The sequence below is a fragment of the Nocardiopsis sp. NPDC006832 genome, assembly GCF_040635885.1.
Classification (GTDB): domain Bacteria; phylum Actinomycetota; class Actinomycetes; order Streptosporangiales; family Streptosporangiaceae; genus Nocardiopsis.
The window spans coordinates 36366-62268 of the sequence record NZ_JBEYLC010000041.1 but is presented as its reverse complement, the minus strand read 5'-3'; the positions used below and the strand labels follow the sequence as shown (position 1 = coordinate 62268).

General features: G+C 68.5%; 26 protein-coding genes, 1 tRNA gene and 1 pseudogene. 24 read left to right on the top strand and 4 right to left on the bottom strand.

The genetic code is table 11. From position 1 onward, the window contains the following. The 4 genes and pseudogenes from ABZ717_RS19250 to ABZ717_RS19235 all read left to right on the top strand — a co-directional run. Positions 1–284 (top strand): annotated as a pseudogene (locus tag ABZ717_RS19250) (TetR/AcrR family transcriptional regulator); the annotation flags it as partial. After that, positions 281–1804, top strand: coding sequence for a glycerol-3-phosphate dehydrogenase/oxidase (locus tag ABZ717_RS19245; RefSeq protein ID WP_358512276.1), 1524 nt, complete (start codon positions 281–283; stop codon positions 1802–1804). The pseudogene ABZ717_RS19250 and the gene ABZ717_RS19245, both read left to right, overlap by 4 nt. A gap of 217 nt (positions 1805–2021) precedes the next feature. After that, a complete protein-coding gene (locus ABZ717_RS19240; RefSeq protein WP_358512273.1) occupies positions 2022–2573 on the top strand; it encodes an ATP-binding protein in 552 nt (183 codons plus the stop codon). Positions 2574–2761: 188 nt separating this feature from the next. Then, positions 2762–3661, top strand: a complete 900-nt coding sequence (locus tag ABZ717_RS19235) for a bile acid:sodium symporter family protein (protein ID WP_358512271.1) — start codon at positions 2762–2764, stop codon at positions 3659–3661. Positions 3662–3903: 242 nt separating this feature from the next. Here the strand turns inward: ABZ717_RS19235 and ABZ717_RS19230 are convergent, their stop codons facing one another. Both ABZ717_RS19230 and ABZ717_RS19225 read right to left on the bottom strand, forming a co-directional pair. After that, positions 3904–4401, bottom strand: a complete 498-nt coding sequence (locus ABZ717_RS19230) for an LURP-one-related family protein (RefSeq protein ID WP_358512268.1) — start codon at positions 4399–4401, stop codon at positions 3904–3906. A gap of 9 nt (positions 4402–4410) precedes the next feature. Beyond that, positions 4411–4854 (bottom strand): hypothetical protein, encoded by a 444-nt coding sequence (locus tag ABZ717_RS19225; protein ID WP_358512266.1) that lies wholly within the window; start codon positions 4852–4854, stop codon positions 4411–4413. Positions 4855–5013: 159 nt separating this feature from the next. Between ABZ717_RS19225 and ABZ717_RS19220 the strand changes: the two genes are divergently transcribed. Beyond that, the gene (locus ABZ717_RS19220) at positions 5014–5715 is read left to right on the top strand and encodes an exonuclease domain-containing protein (protein WP_358512264.1); all 702 of its coding nucleotides are present in this window, start codon (positions 5014–5016) and stop codon (positions 5713–5715) included. A 19-nt stretch (positions 5716–5734) separates the two neighbouring features. Here ABZ717_RS19220 and ABZ717_RS19215 read toward each other — a convergent pair whose 3' ends face one another. Beyond that, positions 5735–6196: an SgcJ/EcaC family oxidoreductase gene (locus tag ABZ717_RS19215; protein WP_358512262.1), complete on the bottom strand. Its 462-nt coding sequence runs from the start codon at positions 6194–6196 to the stop codon at positions 5735–5737. Positions 6197–6284: 88 nt separating this feature from the next. Continuing rightward, positions 6285–6356 (bottom strand) — tRNA-Arg (locus ABZ717_RS19210). Between the two features lie 119 nt (positions 6357–6475). Between ABZ717_RS19210 and ABZ717_RS19205 the strand changes: the two genes are divergently transcribed. The 19 genes from ABZ717_RS19205 (at position 6476) to ABZ717_RS19115 (ending at position 25831) form a co-directional block, all read left to right on the top strand. Further along, positions 6476–6874 carry a response regulator gene (locus ABZ717_RS19205; RefSeq protein WP_358512259.1) on the top strand — a complete coding sequence of 133 codons (399 nt, stop codon included), beginning with the start codon at positions 6476–6478 and terminating at the stop codon, positions 6872–6874. Continuing rightward, on the top strand, positions 6871–7977 hold the full coding sequence (locus ABZ717_RS19200) for a DALR anticodon-binding domain-containing protein (RefSeq protein WP_358512256.1): 1107 nt from the start codon (positions 6871–6873) through the stop codon (positions 7975–7977). The genes ABZ717_RS19205 and ABZ717_RS19200 overlap by 4 nt, the downstream gene beginning before the upstream one ends. A 121-nt stretch (positions 7978–8098) precedes the next feature. Further along, the gene (gene lysA, locus ABZ717_RS19195; protein WP_358512253.1) at positions 8099–9484 is read left to right on the top strand and encodes a diaminopimelate decarboxylase; all 1386 of its coding nucleotides are present in this window, start codon (positions 8099–8101) and stop codon (positions 9482–9484) included. A 71-nt stretch (positions 9485–9555) separates the two neighbouring features. Then, positions 9556–10842, top strand: coding sequence for a homoserine dehydrogenase (locus ABZ717_RS19190; RefSeq protein ID WP_358512250.1), 1287 nt, complete (start codon positions 9556–9558; stop codon positions 10840–10842). Between the two features lie 233 nt (positions 10843–11075). Beyond that, complete coding sequence (thrC, locus tag ABZ717_RS19185) at positions 11076–12134, top strand: threonine synthase (protein WP_358512294.1); 1059 nt, start codon at positions 11076–11078, stop codon at positions 12132–12134. A 27-nt stretch (positions 12135–12161) separates the two neighbouring features. Further along, positions 12162–13124 (top strand): homoserine kinase, encoded by a 963-nt coding sequence (gene thrB, locus ABZ717_RS19180; protein WP_358512247.1) that lies wholly within the window; start codon positions 12162–12164, stop codon positions 13122–13124. 438 nt (positions 13125–13562) lie between these two features. Continuing rightward, on the top strand, positions 13563–15569 hold the full coding sequence (gene rho, locus ABZ717_RS19175; RefSeq protein ID WP_358512244.1) for a transcription termination factor Rho: 2007 nt from the start codon (positions 13563–13565) through the stop codon (positions 15567–15569). Between the two features lie 200 nt (positions 15570–15769). Beyond that, positions 15770–17590: an L-lactate permease gene (locus ABZ717_RS19170; RefSeq protein WP_358512242.1), complete on the top strand. Its 1821-nt coding sequence runs from the start codon at positions 15770–15772 to the stop codon at positions 17588–17590. Between the two features lie 197 nt (positions 17591–17787). Then, a complete protein-coding gene (rpmE, locus tag ABZ717_RS19165; RefSeq protein ID WP_358512239.1) occupies positions 17788–17997 on the top strand; it encodes a 50S ribosomal protein L31 in 210 nt (69 codons plus the stop codon). 114 nt (positions 17998–18111) lie between these two features. Continuing rightward, positions 18112–19182: a peptide chain release factor 1 gene (gene prfA / locus ABZ717_RS19160; RefSeq protein ID WP_358512236.1), complete on the top strand. Its 1071-nt coding sequence runs from the start codon at positions 18112–18114 to the stop codon at positions 19180–19182. After that, complete coding sequence (gene prmC / locus ABZ717_RS19155; RefSeq protein ID WP_358512233.1) at positions 19179–20042, top strand: peptide chain release factor N(5)-glutamine methyltransferase; 864 nt, start codon at positions 19179–19181, stop codon at positions 20040–20042. Before prfA ends, prmC begins: the two co-directional genes overlap by 4 nt. 83 nt (positions 20043–20125) lie before the next feature. Further along, a complete protein-coding gene (locus ABZ717_RS19150; protein WP_358512231.1) occupies positions 20126–20959 on the top strand; it encodes an L-threonylcarbamoyladenylate synthase in 834 nt (277 codons plus the stop codon). A gap of 11 nt (positions 20960–20970) precedes the next feature. Further along, entirely contained in the window at positions 20971–22137 is a 1167-nt protein-coding gene (locus tag ABZ717_RS19145; RefSeq protein WP_358512228.1) for an MraY family glycosyltransferase, read from the top strand. A 224-nt stretch (positions 22138–22361) separates the two neighbouring features. After that, a complete protein-coding gene (locus ABZ717_RS19140) occupies positions 22362–22784 on the top strand; it encodes a hypothetical protein (protein WP_358512225.1) in 423 nt (140 codons plus the stop codon). A 105-nt stretch (positions 22785–22889) separates the two neighbouring features. Next, complete coding sequence (locus tag ABZ717_RS19135; RefSeq protein WP_358512222.1) at positions 22890–23120, top strand: hypothetical protein; 231 nt, start codon at positions 22890–22892, stop codon at positions 23118–23120. A gap of 105 nt (positions 23121–23225) precedes the next feature. Beyond that, complete coding sequence (atpB, locus tag ABZ717_RS19130) at positions 23226–24056, top strand: F0F1 ATP synthase subunit A (RefSeq protein WP_358512291.1); 831 nt, start codon at positions 23226–23228, stop codon at positions 24054–24056. A 125-nt stretch (positions 24057–24181) separates the two neighbouring features. Then, positions 24182–24409, top strand: a complete 228-nt coding sequence (atpE, locus tag ABZ717_RS19125) for an ATP synthase F0 subunit C (protein WP_211714590.1) — start codon at positions 24182–24184, stop codon at positions 24407–24409. Positions 24410–24464: 55 nt separating this feature from the next. Continuing rightward, a complete protein-coding gene (gene atpF / locus ABZ717_RS19120) occupies positions 24465–25010 on the top strand; it encodes a F0F1 ATP synthase subunit B (RefSeq protein WP_358512288.1) in 546 nt (181 codons plus the stop codon). Continuing rightward, a complete protein-coding gene (locus ABZ717_RS19115; protein WP_358512218.1) occupies positions 25010–25831 on the top strand; it encodes a F0F1 ATP synthase subunit delta in 822 nt (273 codons plus the stop codon). The genes atpF and ABZ717_RS19115 overlap by 1 nt, the downstream gene beginning before the upstream one ends. The last annotated feature ends 72 nt before the right edge of the window (positions 25832–25903 follow it).

Genomic DNA, 25903 nt, shown 5'->3' with positions numbered 1-25903 from the left:
CCGAACCGGAACTCCTGGCCACCTACACCTTCCACCGGCTCGGTAGTAGCCACAAGGCCGCCCTCGAACTGGTCGAACCCGCCATCGCGGACGGCCAGGCCGATGGCTCCATCCGGGACGGCGACCCCGCGGTCCTGGCCCACCTGGTCATGGTGACCGTGCAGAACACCGTCACCTCCCATCGCCTGTTCGCCGAGGTCCTCGACACCGACGGGCTGGTCGCCGAACTGTCCGTCCTGCTGGACGGCTACCTGCGACCCCGAGAACGGAAGGAAGGCCCATGAGCCGGTCCACATCCCTGAACGCGACCCGCCGCACCACCGACCTCGCCGAGCTGGAGGCCCGTCCCGACGTGGACCTACTGGTGGTCGGTGGCGGCGTCACCGGAGCCGGAGTGGCCCTGGACGCCGCTTCCCGGGGGCTGTCCACGGTCCTCGTCGAACGCGAGGACCTCGCCTTCGGCACCAGCAGGTGGAGTTCCAAACTCGTCCACGGCGGTCTGCGCTACCTCGCCAAGGGGCAGGTCGGCATCGCCTACGAGAGCGCCCGCGAACGCGACGTCCTCATGCGCGTCACCGCGCCCCACCTGGTCCGTTCCCTGCCGATGGTGATCCCCGTGCACTGGGACACCGGCCTGGCCCGGACCTTCGCCGTCCGCGCCGGGATGGGCGGCGGAGACCTGCTGCGCATGCTCTCCGGCACCCCCTCCTCGGTCCTGCCCGGCCCCCGGATGCTCAACGCCCGCCAGACCCGACGCCTGCTCCCCGCGGTCGACCCCGACGGTCTGCTCGGCGGGATCGTCTCCTTCGACGGTCAACTCGTCGACGACGCCCGGTTGGTCATCGCGATCGCGCGCACCGCCGCCGGTGAGGGCGCTCGTGTCATCACCCGCTGCTCCGCCGAGAGCATCACCGCCGACGGCGTCCTCCTGCGCGACGAGACCGACGGGCGGCTCGTCCCGGTGCGTCCGCGTGCGGTCGTCAACGCCACCGGTGTGCACGCCGACGACCTCGACCCGCGGATCCGACTGAGCCCCAGCCGCGGTACCCACCTGGTCCTGGACGGCGCGGTGATGGGCGGCCCCCGTGCCGCGTTGACCGTGCCGTTGCCCGGCAGCGTCAGCCGGTTCGTGTTCGCGTTGCCCCAGACCGACGGTCGGATCTACGCCGGGCTCACCGACGAACCCCTTGAGGGTCCCGCCCTTCGGGTGCCCGAGGTGCCCGATTCGGACGTGGACTTCCTCCTGGCCCAGTTCAACCGGGCCTTGTCCACCAAGCTGACCCGGGACGACGTCATCGGCTCGTTCGCCGGGCTGCGCCCGCTGCTGCACGGGGACGGCTCCACCGCGGAACTGTCCCGTGAGCACCTGGTGTCGGTGGCGCCCAATGGTTCCGTCACCGTGGTCGGCGGCAAACTCACCACCTACCGGGCGATGGCGGAGGAGGCCGTGGACGCGGCCGTCGCCGAACACCGACTCCAGGCGGGCCCCTGCCGCACCCGGGAACTGCCGCTGGTGGGCGCGGCCTCCCACGAGGAGCTCGACGACCTCGACGCCCCGCGCCACCTGGTCTCCCGGTACGGGACCGAGGCACCGGCCGTGATGGCCGAGGCGAAGGACGACCCCGAACTGCTGGTTCCGGTGGCCTGCGGGGTCACCCCGGCCGAACTGCGGTTCGGGGTGCGCCACGAGGGGGCCATGGACGAGGCCGACCTGTTGGAGCGGCGCACCCGCATCGCACTGGTGGACACCGACCGCGACCGCGCCGAGGCCGCGGCCAAGGAGGCCCTGGTCTCGGTGGGGTAGGGGAGGTGGGGGAGCGGGAGAGAACCGGCCGAAGTCGTGGCGATGGCCCGATGGGGCCGAGGAATTCGGGGACTCACCACACCGGGGGCCTCTGGTCCGCCACGATGTGATCGCGTATGGTCATACCGGTTCGAGCCCCCTCCCCCCTCGAAGCCTCCGCGGCCACCCCCGCTATGGTGCGCACGCCCGTTGAGCCGTCCCGCCCTAGGAGTCATTCATGCCCACGCTCGTCGCCGTGCCGACCCTCACCAGCACCGAGGAAGACGTCTTCGCGGGGGTCCCGGACGAGTACCGGCACTACTTCAACGGTCGGGTGCCCGTACCGTTCACCAAACGCCACTGGGAGTTCACCGGTGAGCCGGTGAGCGTGCCCCTGGTCAGGGCCTTCCTGGAGACCTGCGCCGCCGGTCGGGACTCCGACTACCGGTACGTGCTCACCCTGTTGGGCGCGGAGCTGGCCACCAACGCGATCCGGCACAGCCGGTCCGGTGAACCGGACGAGACCTTCGTGATCCGGGTGGATCGCGGCCCGAACGGGATGACCGTGACCTGTCGCGACAACGGGATGCCCACCAGCGCGGTGGAGGGCCGGGGCGGGCTGCTGATCGCAGCCTCGCCGGAGGACCGGCTCACCGCGGAGGACGGCCGTGGGCTGGCCCTGATCGACAGCTTCGCCACCACTTGGGGCGACAACGGCCACCCGAGCATTCGCAAGGTGTGGTTCCACCTGGCCTACGACCTCACCGGAAGCTCCTGGCCCGCGGCCTGATCCCGCGTAAGGGCCGCCCCTGAAGGCCTCGCCGCCGAGCTCACGTGACCCTTGCCAGGCGGGGTGACCCATGCCACTATCTCTACCTGCGGGTAGCTTGTGGCGTGCGTCACTGAACGGTACGCCCCCGTGTCCCCGCGTCCCTACAGCTCGGCCGCGTCGCCGGCCCATCCCCCAAGGGGTCCCCCATGGACTCGGCCCTCACCACGGTCGGCCTGCCGGTCGCCCTCGGCGTCATCATGCTCGGCCTCGGCCTCAGCCTGACCGTCCGGGACTTCACCCGACTCCTCACCATGCCCTGGACGATCCTCCTCGTCCTCGGTTGCCAGATCCTCCTGCTGCCGCTCTTCTGCTTCGGTCTCGTGCTGGTCTTCGTCGAGTACTTCGACCTGGCACCGCTGTTGGCGGTGGGCATGATGATGATGGCGGCCTCCCCGGGCGGCACCACCGCGAGCCTGTACAGCTACCTGTTCAAGGGCAACGTCGCGCTCAACATCTCGCTGACCGCGATCAACTCGGTCACCGCCATCGTGACCCTCCCGCTCATCACCGGGTTCTCACTCGGCTACTTCACCGAGGGCGGGTCCATCGGTCTTCAGGCCGGAAAGATGATCCAGGTGTTCGCGGTCATCCTCGTCCCGGTCGCGATCGGCATGTTCGTCCGGGCCAGGATGACCGCCTTCGCCGAACGCATGGAGCGGCCGGTCAAGCTGGGTTCCAGCATCGTGCTGGTCGCGGTGATCATCGGCGCGATCGCCGCCGAGTGGGCGAACCTGCCGCAGTACATCGTCTCGGTCGGCCTCATGGTGCTCGTCTTCAACGTGGTGAGCCTGACCATCGGGTACTGGGCGCCCCGCCTCGTCGGTACCGGGCGTCCCGAGGCCATCGCCTCCTGCATGGAGATCGGTCTGCACAACACCACGCTGTCGATGACCATCGCCATCACCGTCCTGAACAGCACCGAGATCGCCATCCCGTCCGCGGTCTACGGGGTGCTGATGTTCTTCACCGCCGCCGTCGCCGGTGCCCTGCTCACCCGTCGCGACGCCCGGGAGGAGAGGGCCGAGGCCACCGCGAGCGGGGACTGATCACCCGGGGCGCCACCACCAGGCCCAGCGGCAACAGGATCAGAGCCGCCAGACCGGCGGCCGCGGAGACCAGGAGGTATCCGCACACCCGAAGCGGCCCCCGCCACACGTCCCTCATGCTCGGCTCCTCGTCGGTCGACTTCGCCGTTGACACCGACAGTCTGGCGGGAGACCGATCGATCGGTCACCACAGCCCGCTACCCGATCCGAAGGGTGGCGGCGGCCACCGGGCCGTGGGCCGATCAGTCGTCGTCGGAGGTCAGGGCGTCCACGGCGACGGCGACGCTGATCACCAGCGCGGGGTCCCCCGCGACGTCACGGCGGTGGGTGTTGACGTCGATCGCGTAGGTGTCCCGCACGCGGAACCACTTGCGGGAGACCACCGCGACGGTGCCCTCCTTGTCGCTGATGGAGTACTCCTTGTCCAGGAAGCTCCCCACGACCTCCCAGTCCGGAGCACCCTCGACCTCGACGTTGAGCTTGTCGCGGATGGGGTTGAACAGGCGCTTGCGGACGGTCGCCACGGTCTTGCCGTCGTGTTCGACCCGCATCTGGTCCCGGACCTTGAAGAGCTTCTTGCGGATCACCATGAGCTCGTTGCCCTGGGGGTCCTTGAGCTCGAAGGTGGTGCGGATCTTCAGGGCCTTGCCGTCGACCCAGAACACCTTGTTGCCCTGTTCGTCGGTCACCCAGAAATCATCGCCGATGTCGAAAACGCGTTCGCGTACCAGAAACTTCATGCGATGACGTTATTGCACCATGCCCCCGCCGACCAGACGCGTCCCCAACCAGCGGTGTTGCAGCAGCCCGATCCAGATGGTCAACGCTCCGGAGACCACGAAGCCCAACGCCGCCAGGACCTGCCACTCCGGGGGTAGGTACCGGGCCAGGAGCCACAGACGCAGGGAATCGTTCGCGCCCACCAGGTTCATCCCCAACGGGATCAGTCCCTGGGGGACCAGAGCGACCATGCCGACGGTGACCAGGACCACGCGCACCAACGAGAGAGCGATGTGGACCAGCCATCCGCGAACGGCGTTCGAGGCGGTGGCGTCCCGATCGTTCCCACCCGCGATCCGGGCGGACGATCCACGTTCGGCGAGCCCGTTCATCTCAGGGGTGACACCGAGTCCGAGAGGGTCGCCCGCGGCGACCTCCCGTTCTCGCGTCTTCTCATGGTCGTTCCGCTCCATCACCACTCCACTCGTCTCGATTGGAGAGATCCTGGCATTCCGAGTGATACGGAGTAAAGCGGATTCCCACGTGAGGACGATTCGGCGCCGCTTGTCACCGGTGATCTGTAATGTCACTAGCGTGTTCGGAATCGGACGACCGGAACCGTGAGGAACCACGTGCACACCTCCTGGCATACCCAGCCCATGGCCGCCTTCGACATCGAGAGCACCGGCCTGGACGTCGAGAACGAACGGATCGTCACCGCCGCCCTGTGGCGGATCGACCCCGCGCGCGGCACCAAGGAGGTCACCGCCTGGCTGGCCGACCCGGGGATCGAGATCCCCGCGGAGGCCGCCGAGATCCACGGCATCACCACCGAACGGGCTCGGGCCGAGGGCCGCCCGACCGTCGAGGTGGTCACCGAGATCGCCGCCGCCATAGAGGCCGTCGTGGCCGAGGGCCTACCCCTGGTGGTCTACAACGCGCCCTACGACCTCACCCTGCTCGACCGCGAGATCGCCCGGCACCGGCCACCCCTGGCCGCGCCGCCGCTGGTGGTGGACCCACTGGTACTGGACAAGCGGGTCGACACCTTCCGGCGGGGTTCGCGCAAACTCGTCGACGTGTGCGCCCACTACCAGGTGCCCCTCGCCCAGGAGGAGGCCCACGGGGCCGCCGCCGACGCCCTGGCCGCGGCCCGTCTGGCCTGGCAGATCGCCGCCAGGTACCCGGAGATCGCGGAGCTGTCCATCGACGACCTGCATTCCTCCCAGATCAAGTGGAAGGCCGAGCAGTCCGCGAGCTTCCAGGAGTACCTGCGCCGCCGCAACCCCGACGCCGTGGTCGACGGCACCTGGCCCCTCACCCCCGCCCCCTGACCGAGCCCGGCCGCACGCCCTAAGGCCGTTCGCGGTAGTCGGTCGGGGTCAGGCCCGTCTCACCGGAGACGTGGGTCTCGGCGCCGGGGACCCGGTCGGTGTTGTGCGCGGCCACGGCCCGCCAACCATCGAACCCGCGTTGGACGACGAAGGTGAAGACCCCGGACCGGCGGCCCGCGGGTCCACCGTCCAGGCTCGTCTGACCGGTGATCGACCAACGGCAGTGCACCACCGCGGCGTCGTCGCCCAACTCGCGCACCCGAACACCGGACACACGAAGGGCGGAGCCGGGGAAGATCACCCGCAGACCGTAGTCGTGGGCGCGGTGGATGCTCTCGCGGTCGCGCCACCACAGGCCGACCACGTTGACGAAGTCCGCGTCCGGAACGAACAGGTTCGCGATGCCCTCCGCGTCCCCTCGGTTCCACGCCCGGGCGAAACCCGTCGGAACGTCCTCCGGGCGCTCAAGGCCGACCGTCATCTCACTCCCTTCGCGCTTTGGAGCGGCGACGTCCCCGAAGCGCGGAAACGAAAAAGGGAACACCGTCGCGGTGTTCCCTCTCGAACTGTGCCCCCTGCAGGATTCGAACCTGCGCAACCGGCTCCGGAGGCCGGTGCTCTATCCCCTGAGCTAAGGGGGCGCTGTTGCGAGGTCAACTCTAGCAGGGGTTGAGGGAGGTTCGTCCAATCGTTTCGGGGGGTCGTCCGAATGCTCCGATCCGGTGGTGTCGTCGCGCTCGGCGGAGGTAGTGTCACGATCGTGAACGCCCTTCCCGTACGGGTTCTCGTCGTCGAGGACGACGAAGTGATCCGTGAACTCATCCGCCTCAACCTCGAACTGGAGGGGTTCGAGGTGTTCACCGCCATGGACGGACAGGACTGCCTGGACCAGGTCGGTCACGTCCGACCCGCCGTCATCACCATGGACGTGATGATGCCCCGCCTCGACGGCTGGAGCACCGTCGAACGCCTACGAGCCGACGGCTACGACCGGCGCATCGTCATGGTGACCGCCCGCGCCCAGGCGGACGACCGCAGGCGGGGCGAACGGATCGGCGTCGACGACTACATCACCAAGCCCTTCGACCCCGACGAGCTCGTCGACCTCATCCGTGCCCTGCACGGTGACGGCGACGACGGCATGGGGGGACTCGCGTGACCCCACGCGCCCTGGAGGCCGTGGTGCGCCGTGCCGCGCTGCGCGCCTTCGATCTGGACGACACCGACATCCCGTTCGTGTGGCCGCGCGCGGACCAGGCCGCGGGTTCGGCCGACGCTTCCGTGGCCCTGGCCCCGCGGCTGGTGAGCCGGGTGCGCGACCGGCTCCCCGAGGGGCGCGACGACACCCACCGCCTCACGGTTTCCGCTCGTATCGTCGAGCAGGTCGAATCCCTGTCCGACGGCGATGACCCCGAGGCCGGATTCGCCGAGGTCCTCGGCGACAAACGCGGCTTCGTCAACATCACCTTCACCTGCCGCCAGCGCCAGAGCCTGCTGCGTGCGGCGGCCGACGGCCCGCGCTTCCTCACCGGACGCCCCTGGACCGGGGCGGGGGAGTGGCCCCGCACCGACCTGCACGAGGCCGGCCCCGTGGCGCAGGCGCGACGCTTCGCCCGTGCCGACGCCCGCGCCCGCATCGCCATGGCCGTGGGCGACGAGGACCCTCCCCCCGAACCGAGCGGCGAGGTGTCCTGGCGCGACCACTACCTGGACACCGATCGCACCGACCTGTACACACCCGCCGGCCGCACCCTGGGACGCATCGGCGAGGACAGCGCCCGGGTGGCGTTCTGCCGCTCGGTGCCCGACAGACCCAGGGAGAACGAGTCCACGGGTAGGGACCTACCGGTGCTGCCCTCGGCCGAGCACCCCGGGGCCTGGGCCCGCCTCACCGACGCCAACCCGGCCTTCCGACTGCGCTACGCCCACGCGCACGCGCTGACCAGCCTGAGATGGGCCCGCGACACCGGGCTCGCGGCGGCCGAATGCCGCCATGGCGCCAACGCCAAGGTGCGCGCGCTGCTCTTCGACGGCCCCGGTGTCCTGGACACCGCCGCGCGCCGAGAGGAACCCCATATCCTGGTCAGATACCTGGAAGCGTTGAGCAGTGCCTACGATGAGTGGCGGACGGGTTCCACCGTCGGTGCCGGCGGGGACGAACCCACGCGGGCCGCCCTGGACCCGGCCCTGCCCGCGGCCGTCGCCGGTGTGCTCCGCACCGGACTCTTCCTGCTCGGGGTGTCGGCGCCCACAAGGCTGTAGACACTTCGTCCGCCGCGGGTCCCAGGGGGAGATCCCAACCCCTGTGTTCCGATCTTCTTGATGGACAATGGGCAGGGTCCCCCCTGAACAGCAATACGAAGGTCCAGCCGAAAGACCCGCCATGAGCCGCTACGCCCACCCCGCAGGATCCCGCCACGCGGAGATCCTGCCGGAGGACAACCCACCGCTGCCGCCCGAGGACCTCAACTCCCTCGACGAACGCGTGTGGCCCGCCACCTCGCGCCGTCTGGACGGAGAACTGACCATCGGTGGCATCGGCGTGCGCGCCCTCGCCGCCGAGTACGGGACGCCGCTCTTCGTCATGGACGAGGAGGACTTCCGCTCCCGCGCCCGCGACTACTCCACCGCCTTCACCGACGCCGACGTGTACTACGCCGGCAAGGCCCTGCTGACCAAGGCCGTCGCCCGTTGGGTGATCGAGGAAGGGCTCAAGATCGACGTGTGCTCCGGCGGTGAGTTGGCCGTGGCCCTGGCCGCCGGCGTTCCCACCGACCGCGTCGCCATGCACGGCAACAACAAGTCGGTGGCCGAGTTGCGCCGTGCCGTCGAGGTCGGAGTCGGCCGCGTCATCGTCGACTCCCTCGACGAGATCGACCGTCTGGCGACCGTCGCCGCCGAGATCGGCGCCCGCCCCAAGGTCCTGATCCGCGTCACCACCGGCGTGGAGGCGCACACCCACGAGTTCGTGGCCACCGCCCACGACGACCAGAAGTTCGGGTTCGCGCTCAGCACCGGCGCCGCCGCCGAGGCGGTCCGTCGGGTCCTGGCCGCCGACCACCTGGAACTGGTCGGGCTGCACTCGCACATCGGTTCGCAGATCTTCGACACCTCCGGGTTCGAGGTCGCGGCCCGCCGCGTCACCCGGTTCCTCACCCGGATCCATGAGGAACTCGACGTCACCCTCGCCGAACTCGACCTCGGTGGCGGACTGGGCATCGCCTACACCTCCGACGACGACCCCCTCGACCCCAAGACCATCGCCGAGAGCCTCACCGCGATCGTGCGCCGCGAGTGCGCCGAGGCGGGCCTGCCCATGCCGCGTATCGCGGTCGAGCCCGGCCGTGCCATCGCGGGTCCCGCCGGGGTCACCCTCTACGAGGTCGGCACCGTCAAGGACGTGGAGGGCATCCGCACCTACGTGAGCGTCGACGGTGGGATGAGCGACAACATCCGCACCGCCCTGTACGGGTCGGAGTACACCGGCAGGCTGGTCTCTCGCGAGAGCGACGCCGAGGCCATGCTCTCCCGTCTGGTCGGCAAGCACTGCGAGAGCGGTGACATCATCGTGCACGACCTGTACCTGCCCGCCGACCTGCGGCCGGGCGACCTGGTGGCGGTCGCCGCCACCGGCGCCTACTGCTACTCCATGGCGAGTAACTACAACCACCTGCCCCGCCCCGCCATGGTGGCGGTTCGGGACGCGAACGCACGGGTCATCGTGCGAAGGGAGAGCGAGGAGGACCTCCTCCGCCTCGACGTAGGCTGAAACGTTCGTCACACGGGCGTCGACCGGCGTCCGGAGGGGTCGGACACGAGAGAAGTGGGAGTCACGCCCAAATGGCGATGAAGGTGGCGCTGCTCGGATGCGGCGTTGTGGGTTCGGAAGTCGTCCGCCTGGTCAACGAACAGTCCGAGGAACTGGCCGCGCGGATCGGCACGCCGATCGAGATCGGCGGGATCGCGGTACGCAGGCTCGACCGCGACCGTGGGGTCGACCCGGCGCTGCTGACCACCGACGCCACGGCGCTGGTCACCCGCCCGGACATCGACGTCGTGGTGGAGGTCATCGGCGGGATCGAGCCGGCCCGTTCGCTGATCCTCTCGGCGATCAAGTCCGGCAAGTCCGTGGTGACCGCGAACAAGGCGCTGCTGGCCGAGGATGGACAGACCCTGCACGCCGCGGCCCGCGAGGCCGGGGTCGACCTGTACTACGAGGCGTCCGTGGCCGGGGCCATCCCGCTGCTGCGCCCGCTGCGCGACTCCCTGGCCGGTGACAAGGTCAACCGGGTCCTGGGGATCGTCAACGGCACGACCAACTACGTGCTGGATCGCATGGACTCGGCCGGGTCGTCCTTCACCGAGGCCTTGGCGGAAGCACAGAGCCTGGGCTACGCCGAGGCCGACCCGACCGCCGACGTGGAGGGCTTCGACGCCGCGGCCAAGGCCGCGATCCTGGCCCGGCTGGCCTTCCACACCCAGCGCGTCACCGCCGCCGACGTGCACCGCGAAGGCATCACGGGAGTCTCCGCCGGCGACATCGCCAGTGCCCGGGACATGGGGTGCGTGGTCAAGCTCCTGGCGATCTGTCAGCGTTCCGAGGACGGCGAGTCCGTGGGCGTACGCGTCCACCCGGTCATGCTGCCGTTGGAGCACCCGCTGGCGAGCGTCAAGGAGGCCTACAACGCGGTCTTCGTGGAGGCCGAGTCGGCCGGCCGGCTGATGTTCTACGGCGCCGGGGCGGGGGGCACCCCCACCGCGGGCGCGGTCCTGGGCGACATCGTGGGCGTGACCCGTAACCGGATGGCCCGCACGTCCGTGGCCGAGGGAGGCCACGACACCGGCCTGCCGGTGCACGACATGGGCCGCACCATCACCAGCTACCACGTGGCGCTGGACGTGGCCGATCGTCCGGGCGTGCTCTCCCAGGTCGCCGAGGTCTTCGCCGACCACGGTGTCTCCATCAGGAACGTGCGTCAGGAGGGCAGCGGGGACGACGCCCAGCTCGTGCTGGTCAGCCACCCCGCACCCGATTCCGCGCTCAGCAGCACGGTCGAACGGCTCAGCACGCACCCGATGGTCCGCGAGGTGGCCAGCGTGATGCGCGTGGAGAACTTCCAGGACTGATCGAGGGCCGGGGGTCGCTCGGCGGAAAGCGACCCCCGGTGTCCGGATACTGAGATCACAGTGCCGCGACGCAAGACCTCGCAGGTCGGGTCGTACACTCGTCACCAGTGGGGACGCTCCGCCGCGGCGAGACCCCCACACCCGTCTTCCCTAGAGGGACGACTTTCCCGCGCGCCCGCCGAGGGCGCGCGTCAAGCGAACAGCAACCACCCGAAAGGGACACCGTCGTGAGCATGGCACGGGCCTGGCGAGGCCTCGTCGAGGAATACCGCGACCGCCTTCCCGTCAACGAGAACACCCCGGTCGTCACCCTCCAGGAGGGCAACACCCCGCTGTTGCCCGCCGCACGCGTGTCCGAGCTCACGGGCTGCGAGGTCTTCCTCAAGGTCGAGGGCCTCAACCCCACCGGCTCCTTCAAGGACCGCGGCATGACCATGGCGATCTCCAAGGCGGCCGAGGACGGCGCCAAGGCCGTCATCTGTGCCTCCACCGGTAACACCAGCGCCAGCGCCGCCGCCTACGCCATCCGCGCGGGCATGGCCTGCGCCGTCCTGGTGCCCCAGGGCAAGATCGCCATGGGCAAGCTCGCCCAGGCCCTCGTGCACGGTGCCCGCCTGCTCCAGGTCGACGGCAACTTCGACGACTGTCTGGAACTCGCCCGCAAGCTCAGCGTCGACTACCCGGTCGCCCTGGTGAACTCGGTCAACCCCTACCGTCTCCAAGGGCAGAAGACCGCCGCCTTCGAGATCGTCGACGCCCTCGGCGACGCCCCCGATGTTCACTGCATCCCCGTCGGCAACGCCGGCAACATCACCGCCTACTGGATGGGCTACACCGAGTACGCCAAGGACGGGATGTCCACCAGGTCCCCCCGCATGCTCGGCTTCCAGGCCAGCGGCTCCGCGCCCATCGTCGACGGGGCGCCCGTGACCAACCCCAACACCATCGCCACCGCCATCCGCATCGGCAACCCGGCCTCCTGGAAGCTCGCCGAACAGGCGCGCGACGAGTCCGGTGGCGCCATCGACAAGGTCACCGACCGGCAGATCATGGCCGCCTACAAGCTCCTCGCCTCCCAAGAGGGCGTCTTCGTCGAGCTCGCCTCGGCCGCGAGCGTCGCCGGCCTCCTACAGGCCGTCGAGGCCGGAGAGGTCCCCAAGGGCAGCCGCGTGGTGTGCACCGTCACCGGAAACGGCCTCAAGGACCCCGACTGGGCCCTGGCCGGTGCCTCCTCCGCCATCACCGTCCCCGTCGACGCCCAGGCCGCCGCCAAGGCCCTGGACCTGATCTGAGCTCCGTACCGACCTAGGTAGCCACCAGTGACCTCACCACGTCCGCGCCGGGTGTCCGTCGACGCCCCGGCCACCAGCGCCAACCTCGGGCCCGGGTTCGACAGCCTCGGGTTGGCCGTCCGGTTGTACAACCGCTTCGACGTCTCCTTGCGCGAGGACGACGAGCTCCACGTCTTCGCCGCGGGGCAGGGCTGCCGAGAGGTGCCGCTCGACCGGCGTCACCTCGTCATCAGGGCCATGGCCGAGGCCTTCGACCGGGTCGGGGAGAAACTTCCCGGCCTGGACCTGCGCTGTGAGAACGACATCCCGCACGCGCGCGGACTCGGTTCCTCGTCCTCGGCGATCGTCGGCGGGGTCGCGGCGGCGGCGGCACTGCTCGGCAGGGCCGGGCCAGACGGCGGCCCGGACCGCGACTGGATCTACCAGATCGCCGCGGACATGGAGGGTCACCCCGACAACGTGGCCCCCTGTGTCTTCGGCGGTTACACCGTGGCCTATCGCGACGACGACACCTGGGGCGTCGCCCGGCTCACCCCGGACGAACGGATCCTGCCGGTACTGTGCGTGCCGGGTTGGAAGCTGTCCACCGAACGCGCCCGCGGGCTGTTGCCGGAGACGGTTCCCCACGCCGACGCCGCCTTCAACGCCGGACGCGCCGCGTTGATGACCGCGGCCGTATGTGGCCAACCGGAATCCTTGTTCTCGGCCACCCGGGATCGGCTGCACGAGTCCTATCGCTCGCCCGCCATGCCGCGCACCCTCTCCCTCGTCGAAGACCTGCGAGAACACGAGAAACTCGCCGCGGTGGTCTCCGGTGCGGGGCCCACGGCGCTGGTGCTGTGCACGGTCGCCGAGGGACGCGCGGAGGTGAATTCGCCGGAAATCGCCCGACAGATTGATTCGATCGCTCGGTGGGCGGGTAATGATTGGGACATACGCCCCCTGCACGTTGAGCCGGCGGGGGTGCGGACCCCATCTCCCCATCCGTAGCATCTGTGTCGAGGAATAGCCGTGGCCTCAGGTGATGTTAGGCTTGGTGAAGCACCAGATGCCCCGTCACGGGGCGTGTGCTCATCCGCCACAGCGGCTTCCGCATCCCATACTCCGGCGGTCCGATCTCACGATCAGTCGGAAGCGGCGGCCAATGTGTCGAGTCAGCGGTCTCCCCGCGACTGTGCCCACGTCTTCGAAGTCCGCTCCTCCTCGGATGAGCGTGCCACGACGGTTGACGGGCATCACCTCCGAGCTATCCGCCCTGACGTCTGGCTGTACCCAGAGCCCGCCGCGATCGGGTAGGGGACCGACAACGCCGGTTTCCGACATCCACGTGGGGCACGCCCTACCCGGCCCCTGCCGGTTCGCACCATCGGGCCGGCCGATCAAGCACAACGCTGACGGCCGAAGCCCGCTCCTTGGGAAGGACCCTTAGTGAGCGACACCACCGAACTCCGAACGGACGCGGCGGTCGACAGCAAGAACGGCGCCGACGCCTCCACGGAGGCCGGCGAAGCCGCACCAACGGGCGCGTCGAGGTCGCGTGCGGCCTCGCGCGGCACCGGTCTCGCCGCCCAGAAGCTCCCCGAGCTCCAAAAGCTCGCGTCGAGCATGGGCATCACCGGTACGGGGCGCATGCGCAAAAGCGACGTGATCGCCGCGATCGAAGCCAAGCAGGGCGGTCCCGTGGCCCCGGCCAAATCGAAGTCGGCAAAGAAGTCCGACGCCGCCCCTGAGGCCGGTAAGGTCGAAGGAACCGACGACCGGACCGAACCCGCCTCGTCCACCCCGTCGGGTTCCGACGAGGTGGGGAACAAGGGTTCGGGTGTTCGGTCATCGGACCAGGCCGTGACCGAGTCCCAGGGTGGGAGGGGCGACAAGCCCTCCCGCAACCGCCGCTCGTCCCGCAAACGCGGTGACGAATCCGGTGACCAGCCCCGTTCGGTGGACGGCACCGACTCCTCAACCTCCGCGAGCAGCGTGACCAAGACATCCAGCACCCCCCAGAAGAACGGCCCCGACTCCGAGGACCGTGACAACAGGTCCGGGCAGGGTCGCGAACGCCAGCGCAACCGTCGCAACCGCAACCGTGGCGGTGACGACCAGAACACCAACAACACCGACCGTCAGCAGGGCGGCGGCGACGGCCAGAACCAGGGTCGCAGTAGCAGCGGTAACAGCAACAGCAACAGCGGCAATGACGACGACTTCGGCGGCGGCCGCCGGCGCGGTCGGCGTCGGGACCGGCGGGACCGTCGGGGTCGTAGCAGCGGTCCGGAGACCGAGCCGGTCATCGGTGAGGACGACGTCCTGTTGCCGGTCGCGGGCATCCTGGACATCCTGGACAACTACGCCTTCGTTCGTACCACCGGCTACCTGCCCGGCCAGAGCGACGTGTACGTGTCCCTGGCCCAGGTCCGCAAGTACGGCCTGCGCAAGGGCGACCACATCATCGGTGCGGTCCGTCAGCCTCGCGACGGTGAGCGACGCGAGAAGTTCAACGCCCTGGTGCGCCTGGACTCGGTCAACAACATGTCCTCGGACCAGGCCAAGGGGCGCCAGGAGTTCTCCAAGCTCGTCCCGCTCTACCCGCAGGAGCGCCTGCGGCTGGAGACCGAGCCGAACGTGCTGACCACGCGGATCATCGACCTGGTCGCCCCGATCGGTAAGGGCCAGCGCGGTCTGATCGTCTCTCCGCCCAAGGCCGGTAAGACGATGGTGATGCAGGCGATCGCCAACGCCATCACCGAGAACAACCCGGAGTGCTACCTCATGGTGATCCTCGTGGACGAACGTCCCGAGGAGGTCACCGACATGCAGCGCACGGTCAAGGGCGAGGTCATCCACTCGACCTTCGACCGTCCGGCCGAGGACCACACGGTCGTCGCGGACCTGGCGATCGAGCGCGCCAAGCGCCTCGTGGAGATGGGCATGGACGTGGTCGTCCTGCTCGACTCCATCACCCGCCTGGGCCGCGCCTACAACCTGGCCGCTCCCGCCAGCGGACGCATCATGTCCGGTGGTGTGGACTCCACCGCCCTGTACCCGCCGAAGAGGTTCTTCGGTGCGGCCCGCAACATCGAGGGCGGCGGTTCGCTGACCATCCTGGCCACCGCGTTGGTCGAGACGGGTTCGCGCGCCGACGAGGTGATCTTCGAGGAGTTCAAGGGCACCGGCAACATGGAGCTCAAGCTCAACCGGTCCCTGGCGGACAAGCGGATCTTCCCGGCCGTGGACGTGGACGCCTCCAGCACCCGTAAGGAGGAGATCCTGATGTCGCCGGAAGAGCTGAACGTCGTATGGAAGCTCCGCCGGGTGCTGCACGCCCTGGACACGCAACAGGCGATCGAGCTGCTCCTGGACAAGATGAAGGAGTCCAAGAGCAACGCCGAGTTCCTGATGCAGATCCAGAAGACCACGGTGGGGCCGGAGCGCTCGTAACCGAACGGCAGGCCCCCTTCCCGGGTTCGGGAAGGGGGCCTTTCGTGTGTCCGGGGCCGGTCGACCGAGTTCTTTTCGGGATACGGAACTCGAATATCACTACTGTGTTGCAGATCACAAAAGGGGGATGGTGGGAGCGCTCCGGCGGATCTAGTGTCGCGCCAGCCGAGTGCACACCCCGTATCAGGGAGCCGTCTGGAATGGACAACATCGCCCTGCTCAGTCTCCTCGCGCTCACCCCGATCCTCGTGGTCGGAGTCCTGCTCGTCGGGTTCCGCCTCCCCGCCATGTACGCGATGCCCGCCGGGTACGTAGTCGTGGTCGGCATCGCGGTCCTGTTCTGGCAGACCGACTGGATGGCCATCGCGGCCTCCACCCTCCAAGGCCTGATCCTCGCCGCGGGCCTGCTCTACATCATCTTCGGCGCGTTGCTCCTGCTCTCCACCCTCACCAAGAGCGGCGCCGTGGCCACCATCCGGGCCACCTTCACCGACATCAGCCCCGACCGGCGTATCCAGGCGGTGATCATCGGCTGGCTGTTCGGCAGCTTCATCGAGGGCGCCTCCGGGTTCGGTACCCCCGCGGCCGTGGTCGCGCCCCTCCTGCTCGCCCTCGGTTTCCCGGCCATGGCCGCCGTCATGGTGGGGCTGGTCATCCAGAGCACGCCGGTCAGCTTCGGCGCGGTCGGCACCCCGATCCTCGTCGGGGTCGCCGGTGGCCTGGACGGCTCGGAGCAGGTCGCCGAACGCGCCTCCGTCCTCGGCCTCACCCTGCCCGGGTTCGTCAGCGAGATCGGCCTTCAGACAGTGCTCCTGCACGCCGTGGCCGGAACCCTCATCCCCCTCTTCATCTGTTGCATGCTCTGCGGTTTCTACGGGGAGAACCGGCGTTTCTCCGACGGCTTCGGCGTTTGGAGGTTCGCCCTGTTCAGCGCCTTCGTCATGACGATCCCGTCGATCTTGTACAACTACTTCCTCGGGGTCGAGTTCACCAGCCTCCTGGGCGGCCTGACCGGTCTGGTCATCGTCGTCCTCGCCGCCCGTAAGGGCTTCCTGATGCCGAAGAGGATCTGGGACTTCCCGCCGCGGGAGGACTGGCTCGCCCGCTGGACCGGCCGGATCGAGTCCGGCAACGGGGAGGAGGTCGTCGGTCGTCGCATGGGGCTGCTCCAGGCCTGGGCCCCCTACCTGTTGGTCGCCGCCATCCTGGTTGGCAGCCGCACGATCGCCCCCGTCCAGGAATGGTTGTCCGGCATCACCATCGGTTCCGACGACATCCTCGGCACCTCCATCGCTCAGGCCGTCGAACCCCTCTACTCACCCGGGGCGACCTTCATCCTGGTCTGCCTCCTCACCTACGGACTGCACCGCATGAAGGGCTCGGAGATCCTCGCCTCCTGGAAGATGGCGGGTTCCCAGCTCGCGGGGGCGGCCGTCGCCCTGCTGTTCGCCGTGCCGCTGGTCCGTGTCTTCATCAACACCGGAGCGGACTTCGGGGGAACCACCCTGGACAGCATGCCGTTGACCCTGGCGACCGGCGCCGCGGAGCTCGGCGGCACCGCCTGGCCTCTCTACGCCCCGTGGATCGGCGCACTCGGCGCCTTCGTCGCCGGCTCCAACACCGTCTCCAACCTGATGTTCTCCCTCTTCCAGTTCTCCACCGCCGAACAGATCGGGGTCCCACCGGAGACCGTCGTGGCCACCCAGGCCGTCGGTGGCGCGGCCGGGAACATGATCACGGTGCACAACATCGTGGCCGCCTCGGCGGTGGTCGGCCTGGTCGGTCGTGAGGGTGACCTCATCCGCCAGACGTTCATCCCGTTGACCTACTACGCGGTCCTGGCCGGATCGGTGAGCTACGTGTTCATCTACGGCCTCGGAGCGAACGCGGGCACGATCGTGCTGGCCCTGCTCCTGGCCGTGCTGGTCGGCCTGGTCCTGCTACTGCGACGGGCCGACGCGAACAAACCACCGTCCAGCACGATGCGCGACGCCGAGCCCCGGAAGGGGGCTCGGGAATAGGTACTGGTCCCGGCATGGTTGTCGATCTGGCAAACTGGTAGTGAGGGTAGGTTCGTCCTCCTGTCACCGGGAGAGCACGCCACCCGATCACCTGGATCGCCGCGGCACCGGTTCGCGCATGGTTTCGACACGGCCCCACCTGTGAGGTGGGTGCCGTGGTCATGCGTCCGGCGGTCGCGCACTAGCAAGGAGAACACATGCAGGCCGACATCCACCCGGAGTACGTCGCCACCGAGGTGACCTGCACCTGCGGCGCCCACTTCGTCACCCGGAGCACCCTCACCGAGGGCAAGCTGCGCGCCGACGTGTGCTCCGAGTGCCACCCCTTCTACACCGGCAAGCAGAAGATCCTGGACACCGGTGGTCGGGTCGCCCGCTTCGAGAAGCGCTTCGGCAAGCGCAAGTAGCGCTGCCCTTCGGCCCGGTGGCACCGCTCCGTCCGCGGGGCGCGCCACCGGACCGGTCGCAGCCCCCTCATCCGGGGGAACAGCCAGGGCGGACGAGAAGACGGGAATGGGATAGTGAAGCTGGACGACCTACTCGGGGAGTACTACGAGCTGGAACAGCGGCTCGCCGACCCCGAGGTGCACGCGAACCCGGCCGAGGCGCGCAGGCTGGGCAAGCGCTACTCCCAGCTCACCCCGATCATCGAGGCCTACCGGCAGCTCAAGGCGGTCGAGAACGACATCGAGGCCGCCCGTGAGCTGGCCGCCGAGGACTCCTCCTTCGCCGAGGAGGCCGACCGGCTGACCGAGGAGGCCGAGCAGCTCACCGAGCGCCTGAGCTTCCTCCTCATCCCGCGCGACCCCGCCGACGACAAGAACCTCATCATGGAGGTCAAGGCCGGTGAGGGCGGCGACGAGTCCGCCCTGTTCGCCGGCGACCTGGTCCGCATGTACCTGCGCTACGCCGAACGGCAGGGCTTGAAGACCGAGGTCATCGACGCCACCCACTCGGACCTGGGCGGTTACAAGGACATCACCATCGCCTTCAAGAACAAGGGCAACCCCGAGCCCGGCTCGGGCGCGTGGCCCATGCTCAAGTTCGAGGGCGGTGTCCACCGGGTGCAGCGGGTGCCCGTCACCGAGTCCCAGGGGCGTATCCACACCTCCGCCGTCGGTGTCCTGGTCGTGCCCGAGGCCGAGGAGATCGAGATCGAGATCCACGAGAAGGATCTTCGCGTCGACGTCTACCGTTCCTCCGGCCCCGGCGGGCAGAGCGTCAACACCACCGACTCCGCGGTGCGCATCACCCACCTGCCGACCGGCATCGTCGCCTCCTGCCAGAACGAGAAGAGCCAGCTCCAGAACAAGGAGCAGGCCCTGCGTATCCTGCGCGCCCGCATCTACGCCGAGGCCCAGGCCAGCGCGGACGCCGAGGCCAGCGCCGAACGCAAGAGCCAGGTCCGTACCGTCGACCGCTCCGAGCGCGTGCGCACCTACAATTTCCCGGAGAACCGTATCTCCGACCACCGGGTCGGTTACAAGGCCTACAACCTCGACCAGGTCCTCGACGGGGAACTGGGCGGGGTCATCAAGGCCTTGGTGGACGCGGACACCAAGGAGAGGCTCGAAGCCGCCCAAACATCATGAACTTCCTACTCGACGAGGTCGCCCGCGCCACGCTCCGGCTGGCCGAGGCGGGCGTGGCCTCACCCCGCACCGACGCCGAGGAACTCGCGGCGTTCGTGCATGGTGTCCGTCGAGGGGAACTGCACTCGGTCGCCGACGCCGACTTCGACGCCCGTTACTGGGAGTGCGTCTCCCGCAGAGAGGCCCGCGAACCCCTCCAGCACATCACCGGACGCGCCTACTTCCGCTACCTCGAACTCCAGGTCGGGCCGGGTGTCTTCGTGCCCCGACCCGAGACCGAGATCATGGTGGACTGGGCGATCGAGACACTGCGGTCCATGGACGTGGCCGACCCACTGGTCGTGGACCTGGGCTCCGGTTCCGGGGCCATCGCCATCTCCATCGCCCAGGAGGTGCCGCGTTCACGGGTGCACACGGTCGAGATCGATCCCGAAGCGCTGCGCTGGACCCGCCGCAACGTGGAGTCCAGCGGGCACGCCGATCGGGTGACCGCCCACGAGGGTGACATGCGTACCGCCCTGCCCGAGCTCGATGGCGGGGTGGACCTGCTCATCAGCAACCCGCCCTACGTCCCGACCCGGGAGGCGCACGTCATCCCGCCGGAGGTACGCGACTACGACCCGGCCCCGGCGTTGTGGTCGGGCGAGGACGGTCTGGACATGATCCGCGACCTGGAGGCGGTCGGCCGTAGGCTGTTGCGTCCGGGCGGGGCCATGGCCATCGAACACCATGACGGTCAGGGCATCGACATTCCCCGGCTGTTCCCCGAGGACAAGGGCTGGCGTGACGTCCTCAACCGCAAGGACATGGCGAGGCGCGACCGCTTCGTGGTCATGCGCCGAGCCGACGAGGACGATTAGCCGCCCTTCGCCCTCACCCCCCAACCCCACCGTCGAACCGACATCTGTCCGGTCGACCCGTTCGAGATCGAGGTGAACCCAGGGTGAGCCGCATCTACGACTGCGCGGACGAGACCGCCCGCAAGGACGGCATCGCCGACGCCGCGTCCGCGGTACGCCGAGGCGACCTGGTGGTACTGCCCACCGACACCGTGTACGGCATCGGTACCGACGCCTTCAGTCCGAAGGCGGTCGCGCGCCTGCTGGAGACCAAGGGGCGCGGCAGGGACATGCCACCGCCCGTGCTGGTCGGTTCCATCCGGGCCGCCAGTGCCCTGATCGACGACCTGGGCAACCACGGCCGGGACCTCATGGAGGAGTTCTGGCCCGGTCCGCTCACCCTCGTGTGCACCGCCACCCCCAGCCTGTCCTGGGACCTGGGCGACACCAAGGGGACCGTGGCCGTGCGCATGCCGATGGACCCGGTGGCCCTGGAGCTGCTCAAGGAGACCGGCCCCATGGCGGTCAGCAGCGCCAACAAGTCGGGGGAGCGGGCCGCCGCCAACGCCGGTGAGGCCATCGAGCAGCTCGGCGACGAGGACGTGGCCGTCTACCTGGACGGTGGTGAGAGCGACAATCCGGTGGCCTCCACCATCGTCGACCTGACCTACGCGGTACCGCGTGTGCTGCGGTCGGGCGCCATCTCCATCGAGGAGCTGCGGGCCGTGTGCGGCACCGTCATCGGTGAGCTGCGCAAGGGTCGGGCCAAACCGAAGAAGGACGACGCCGCCGAGATCGACGCGGAGACCGCCGCCGCCGAGGCCCTCGACGACGCCGACAACGACGGCGAGACAGACGGTTCCGGCAAGACCGAGGACACCGCCGAGTCGTCGTCCACCGGCACCGAGTCCGACACGTCCGGTAGCGACAAGAACTAGAGGGGCCGGCCGTGCGGGAGTACGCGCTCACCTTCGTCATCGCCGTCGCGGTGACCTACCTGCTCGTGCCGTTGGTACGTCGGTTGGCGATCGCCTTCGGCGCGGCGCCCCCCGTGCGCGACCGTGACGTGCACACCGAACCCATTCCACGGTTGGGCGGACTCGCCATCTACGGCGGGTTCGCCGCGGCGCTGCTCATCTCGGCGCAGCTACCGCATCTGCAGAACGTGTTCGTGGCCAAGACCTGGATCGGCCTGCTGTTGGCCGGCGGGCTCATCACCGTCATCGGCGTCATCGACGACCGATGGGGGATGGACGCGCTGAGCAAGCTGGCGGGCCAGACCGCCGCCGCGGGCATCCTGGTCTGGCAGGGCGTGCAGTTGCTGTGGCTGCCACTGCCCGGCACCCAGTTGTCCCTGGGCCCGTGGCTCGGGGCGATGGTGTCGATCCTGCTCATCGTGGCGACCATCAACGCGATCAACTTCGCCGACGGCCTGGACGGCCTGGCAGCCGGTATCGTCGCGATCTCCTCGCTGGCGTTCTTCGCCTACTACTACGTGGTCGCGGTGGACCAGGGGTTCGAGCGCCAGTCCTACCCGGCGATGATCGCGATCATCCTGGCGGGCACCTGCCTGGGATTCCTCTGCCACAACTTCCACCCGGCCAGGGTGTTCATGGGCGACACCGGTTCGATGCTGTTGGGTCTGTTGCTCACCTCGATCACCATCACGGTGACGGGTCAGTTCGACGCGAACACCGCCAGGGAGGAGTTCAACTCCTCCGGCCTGGTCGTCTTCCTTCCCATCCTGTTGCCGCTGTTGGTGATCGCGCTGCCCCTCGCCGACATGGTGCTGGCGATCGTGCGGCGCACACTCGCGGGCAAGTCCCCCTTCGCCCCGGACAGGGGGCATCTGCACCACCGTCTACTGGACATGGGGCACACCCATACCCGCGCGGTGCTGTTGATGTACCTGTGGGCGGGCATCGTCGCGTTCGCCGCGGTGTCCCTGTCGATCTTCGACTCCGCGCTCATCGTCCTCTCGGTCACCGTGCTGGTGGCCACCTGTGCGGTCGGTCTCATCGCCCTGCCGCGTCTGCACCGTCGTGGGTTGTTGCCCGGGAGCCGGCGGAAGGCTTCTCGATCGCGAACAGATCACCATTCGTCAACCGATGGATAAAAGGCCGATCACGTTCGGGACGGAGGTCCTCTCGGGCGGTCCGAATGTGCCTGCTTGTGAAGGTCGAGCCGAGTGTGTTCAAGGTGACACAAGGTCCGAAGAGGCCCCGGTACGGGCCTTTCGCGCCGCGTTAAGGGTGCGTTAAGGGGTCCCTGGATTTCATACCGAAAACCTTGTGATAGCTTTCACGAGCAGGTAACCACTTAACCCCACGGAGCTTCGTCATGCAGGGACACGACGCCCGGATCCTCCGCGGCGCCGCGCTTCCGAGCGCCGCGTGCGGAGCCCTGGCCATTGCGATCTCGGCCCTGCTCGCAGGTACCGCGGGAGCTCTCGGTTCGGCCCTGGCGGTGGCCATCGTCATCGCCTGTTTCGGTCTGGGGCAGTGGGCGGTCATCCTGGTCACCCGGCGCAACAAGGACCTGTTCCTTGCCGCGAACCTCATCGGCTTCGTGGTCAAGATGGCGCTGCTGGGCATCCTGCTGGTGACCCTCGGAGGAAGCCCTCTCATCGCCGACCTCAGCACCAACGCCTTCGTCTACAGCGCGCTGGTCGTGGTGCTGGCATGGCTTGGTGGGCAGACCTGGGCCACCTCCCAGGCGAAGATCCTCCACGTGGACCCCAGTGAGAGTTCGGAGAACTCGTGATGGGGTGCCCCGCCGCGTTCCGTTGGAGCGGGCGTTATAACCTGTTCCACGGCAGGCGGAAGGCCACCTTCCAGCCGCGCCCCACATGCTATATTCCGGAGCGAGATGAGCAGCGAGCCAACCGAGAAGAAGGGCCCCGAAGCGCTACCCGCGCCACGCGAGGCCGATGGTTGGGCGCTCTTCTCCACTCTGCTTTCGGGTGTTCTCGTGTGGAGCGCGATCGGCTGGGGTGCGGACAGGCTCCTGGATTTCCAGGCCCTCTTCCTGCCCATCGGGGCGGTTCTCGGTATGGCCGGCTCGATCTATCTGATCGTCGCCAAGACGCGTCACATCTGAGCACCCCGCAGTCCCGCGTCGCCCGTTCCGCGACGACGCTAGCAGTAACAACCATCAACGAGGCTTTCTTGCGTCACGACGAAAGGATTCGCCGTGAGTGCTGACGTGCGCATTCTCGCGGCCGAACCAGGTTGCCATCTCTTCGGTGACAACGGGTGCGGGTTCGAGGCCCCCACCATCGGGATGTTCTTCCCCGAACCGTGGTTCGCCAATATCCCCCTCAGCACGGGCATCGACCTGTACCTGGTTCTGTTGCTCGTCGCGGTCGGTGCCGTCCTGCTCCTGTGGTCGTGGTTCAGCAAGAAGCTGAGCCTCGTCCCCGGCCGCAGGCAGAGTGTCGGGGAGATGCTGGTCCTGTTCATCAGGGACAACATCACCCGGCCCACCATGGGTGCCAAGGGCGACAGTTTCATCCCGTTCATGACGGGCGTCTTCACCCTCATCCTGGCCATGAACTTCACCGGGTTGATCCCCGGCATGCTGCCGGTCAACAGCAACCTCGCCTTCACCGCGATGTTCGCACTGGTCATCTACGTGATGACCATCGTGATCGGTATCAAGAACCAGGGCGGCTGGGGTTACTTCCGTAACCAGATCTTCCCGCCCGGGATGCCGAAGTGGATCTACGTCCTGGTCACCCCGATCGAGATCCTCTCGGTCTTCCTCATCCGCCCGGTCACGCACGCCCTGCGTCTGTTCGCGACCATGTTCGCGGGCAGCCTGCTTCTGGCCGTGTTCGCCTACGGCGGCTGGTACATGCTGAACCTTTCGGCCGAGCCGGTCCTCGCCGCGGTCTCCGTGGTCTTCTCCGGCGCCGCGCTGCTCGGTTACGTCGCCTTCTTCCTCTTCGAGATCGCGATCATGCTGATCCAGGCCTTCGTGTTCACTCTGCTCGCGAGCCTGTACCTCAACCAGTCGCTCGAAGCGGCTCACTAAGACCCCCTCCGAGTTCCCCCGGTCCCCCGATCGGAACAGGGACGAGGAGTGCTTAAGACCCGTCCAAACCGGCGAACTGACCTATTGCGTACCGCAACGCCGGACGTCGAGTAAAGGGAAACACAATGGACATCGCTGCGATCACCGGCAACATCAACACCATCGGTTACGGCATCAGCGTCATCGGCGCCGGTATCGGTGTCGGTATCGTGTTCGGTCTCGGTATGCAGGCCATCGCCCGCCAGCCCGAGGCCCGCGGCCCGCTGCAGACCAACATCTACCTCGGCTTCGCGCTGGTCGAGGCCCTCGCCATCCTGGGCTTCGTTCTCGCCTTCGCCGCCCCCGGCGCCTAAGGCGTTTTGCCAACCGTTTTCTGATGGCAACTGACGCGAAGGAGGGCTGACCATGTTGGTGGAGTTGGCAGCCGAGTACAACATTCTGCGGATCGACTGGGTGAAGTTCACCTTCGGTGCGATCGCGCTCGCCGTGGTCTACTTCTTTGTGGCCCGCAAGGCGGTCCCCAAGGTGATGACGGTCCTCGACGAGCGTCACGACGCCATCGAGGGGGGCATCGAGCGGGCCAAGCGCGCCGAGGCCGAGGCCGAGGAGATCCGCCAGCAGTACCGCGAGAAGCTCGAAGAGTCGCACCGCGAGTACGCGCAGGAACTCGAGAAGGCCAAGGAGCAGCGTGCGGCGATCATCGCCGAGGCTCGCGAAGAGGCCCAGGTCGAGGCCCAGCGGATCATCGAGGCCGGCAAGGCCCAGATCGAAGCCGACCGGCAGCAGGCCATGGCCCAGCTCCGCGGTGAGATCGGTGCCCTGTCCACTGAGCTCGCGACCCGCATCGTCGGGGAGTCGCTCAGCGATGGCGCGGCGCAGACCCGCGTGGTGGACCGGTTCCTCGCGGACCTGGAGCAGCAGGACGAGAGCGCGAAGCAAGCCGGGGTGCGCTGATGCGTGGTATCAGCCGTAACTCCCTGGCTGAGGCGACCCGACGCCTGGACGAGAACGTCCTGGCGTCGGCGGACGCCGCCCAGCACGCGGTCTCCCTCGGTGGCGAGCTCTTCGAGGTCGTCGCCCTGCTCGGCAACGAGCACTCCCTGCGCCGCTGGCTCGCGGACCAGGCCAACCCGGTGGAGAAGAAGACCGGCCTGATCGGTCAGATCCTTGAGGGCAAGGTGTCGCCGTCCACGGTCATCGTGGTCAACGACGTCGTGTCCCAGCCGTGGGCCGGCCCCCGCGACATGGTGGACGCTCTGGAGCGCCTGGCGGTCTACGCGACCGTCGCCTCCGTGGAGGGCACCCGTCTGGACGAGCTGGAGGACGAGCTGTTCCGGTTCGAGCGGATCGTCGTCGCCGAGCCGGAGCTGCGTGCGGCCCTCACCCGTGAGGGCGTGGCCGCCTCGCACCTGCACACCCTGATCGAGAACCTGCTCTCGGGCAAGGTGAACTCCGCGACGCTGGCCCTGGTCGACGAAGCGGTCACCCGTCCTCGGGCACGTACCCTGGAACAGGCGCTCGACAACTTCGGGCAGCTGGTCGCCGAGCGCGCCCAGCGCTACATCGCGGTGGTGCGCAGCGCCGTCCCGCTGAGCGAGGCTCACCAGGACCGTCTCCGGACGCTTCTGCGGCGCAAGTACGGCCGTGAGATCCACCTGAACACCGAGGTCGCCCCCGAGATCGTGGGTGGACTCTCCATCCAGGTCGGCGACGAGGTCATCGACGGCACCATCGCCGGGCGCATCGCTGAGGTTCAGCGCCGTCTGGCCGGCTGACACACGCGAATATACGCAAGGCAAGCACGCACGGCGCCGGCCCGGCGCCATTTGAGAGCAAGGACAACGTAG

Excerpts from the sequence above, each read along its gene's own strand:
- ABZ717_RS19245 (WP_358512276.1), top strand. The coding sequence starts at position 281 with ATGAGCCGGTCCACATCCCTGAACGCGACCCGCCGCACCACCGACCTC.
- ABZ717_RS19240 (WP_358512273.1), top strand. The coding sequence starts at position 2,022 with ATGCCCACGCTCGTCGCCGTGCCGACCCTCACCAGCACCGAGGAAGAC.
- ABZ717_RS19235 (WP_358512271.1), top strand. The coding sequence starts at position 2,762 with ATGGACTCGGCCCTCACCACGGTCGGCCTGCCGGTCGCCCTCGGCGTC.
- ABZ717_RS19230 (WP_358512268.1), bottom strand. The coding sequence starts at position 4,401 with ATGAAGTTTCTGGTACGCGAACGCGTTTTCGACATCGGCGATGATTTC.
- ABZ717_RS19225 (WP_358512266.1), bottom strand. The coding sequence starts at position 4,854 with ATGGAGCGGAACGACCATGAGAAGACGCGAGAACGGGAGGTCGCCGCG.
- ABZ717_RS19215 (WP_358512262.1), bottom strand. The coding sequence starts at position 6,196 with ATGACGGTCGGCCTTGAGCGCCCGGAGGACGTTCCGACGGGTTTCGCC.
- lysA (WP_358512253.1), top strand. The coding sequence starts at position 8,099 with ATGAGCCGCTACGCCCACCCCGCAGGATCCCGCCACGCGGAGATCCTG.
- ABZ717_RS19190 (WP_358512250.1), top strand. The coding sequence starts at position 9,556 with ATGGCGATGAAGGTGGCGCTGCTCGGATGCGGCGTTGTGGGTTCGGAA.
- thrC (WP_358512294.1), top strand. The coding sequence starts at position 11,076 with ATGGCACGGGCCTGGCGAGGCCTCGTCGAGGAATACCGCGACCGCCTT.
- ABZ717_RS19170 (WP_358512242.1), top strand. The coding sequence starts at position 15,770 with ATGGACAACATCGCCCTGCTCAGTCTCCTCGCGCTCACCCCGATCCTC.
- rpmE (WP_358512239.1), top strand. The coding sequence starts at position 17,788 with ATGCAGGCCGACATCCACCCGGAGTACGTCGCCACCGAGGTGACCTGC.
- prmC (WP_358512233.1), top strand. The coding sequence starts at position 19,179 with ATGAACTTCCTACTCGACGAGGTCGCCCGCGCCACGCTCCGGCTGGCC.
- ABZ717_RS19140 (WP_358512225.1), top strand. The coding sequence starts at position 22,362 with ATGCAGGGACACGACGCCCGGATCCTCCGCGGCGCCGCGCTTCCGAGC.
- ABZ717_RS19135 (WP_358512222.1), top strand. The coding sequence starts at position 22,890 with ATGAGCAGCGAGCCAACCGAGAAGAAGGGCCCCGAAGCGCTACCCGCG.
- atpE (WP_211714590.1), top strand. The coding sequence starts at position 24,182 with ATGGACATCGCTGCGATCACCGGCAACATCAACACCATCGGTTACGGC.
- ABZ717_RS19115 (WP_358512218.1), top strand. The coding sequence starts at position 25,010 with ATGCGTGGTATCAGCCGTAACTCCCTGGCTGAGGCGACCCGACGCCTG.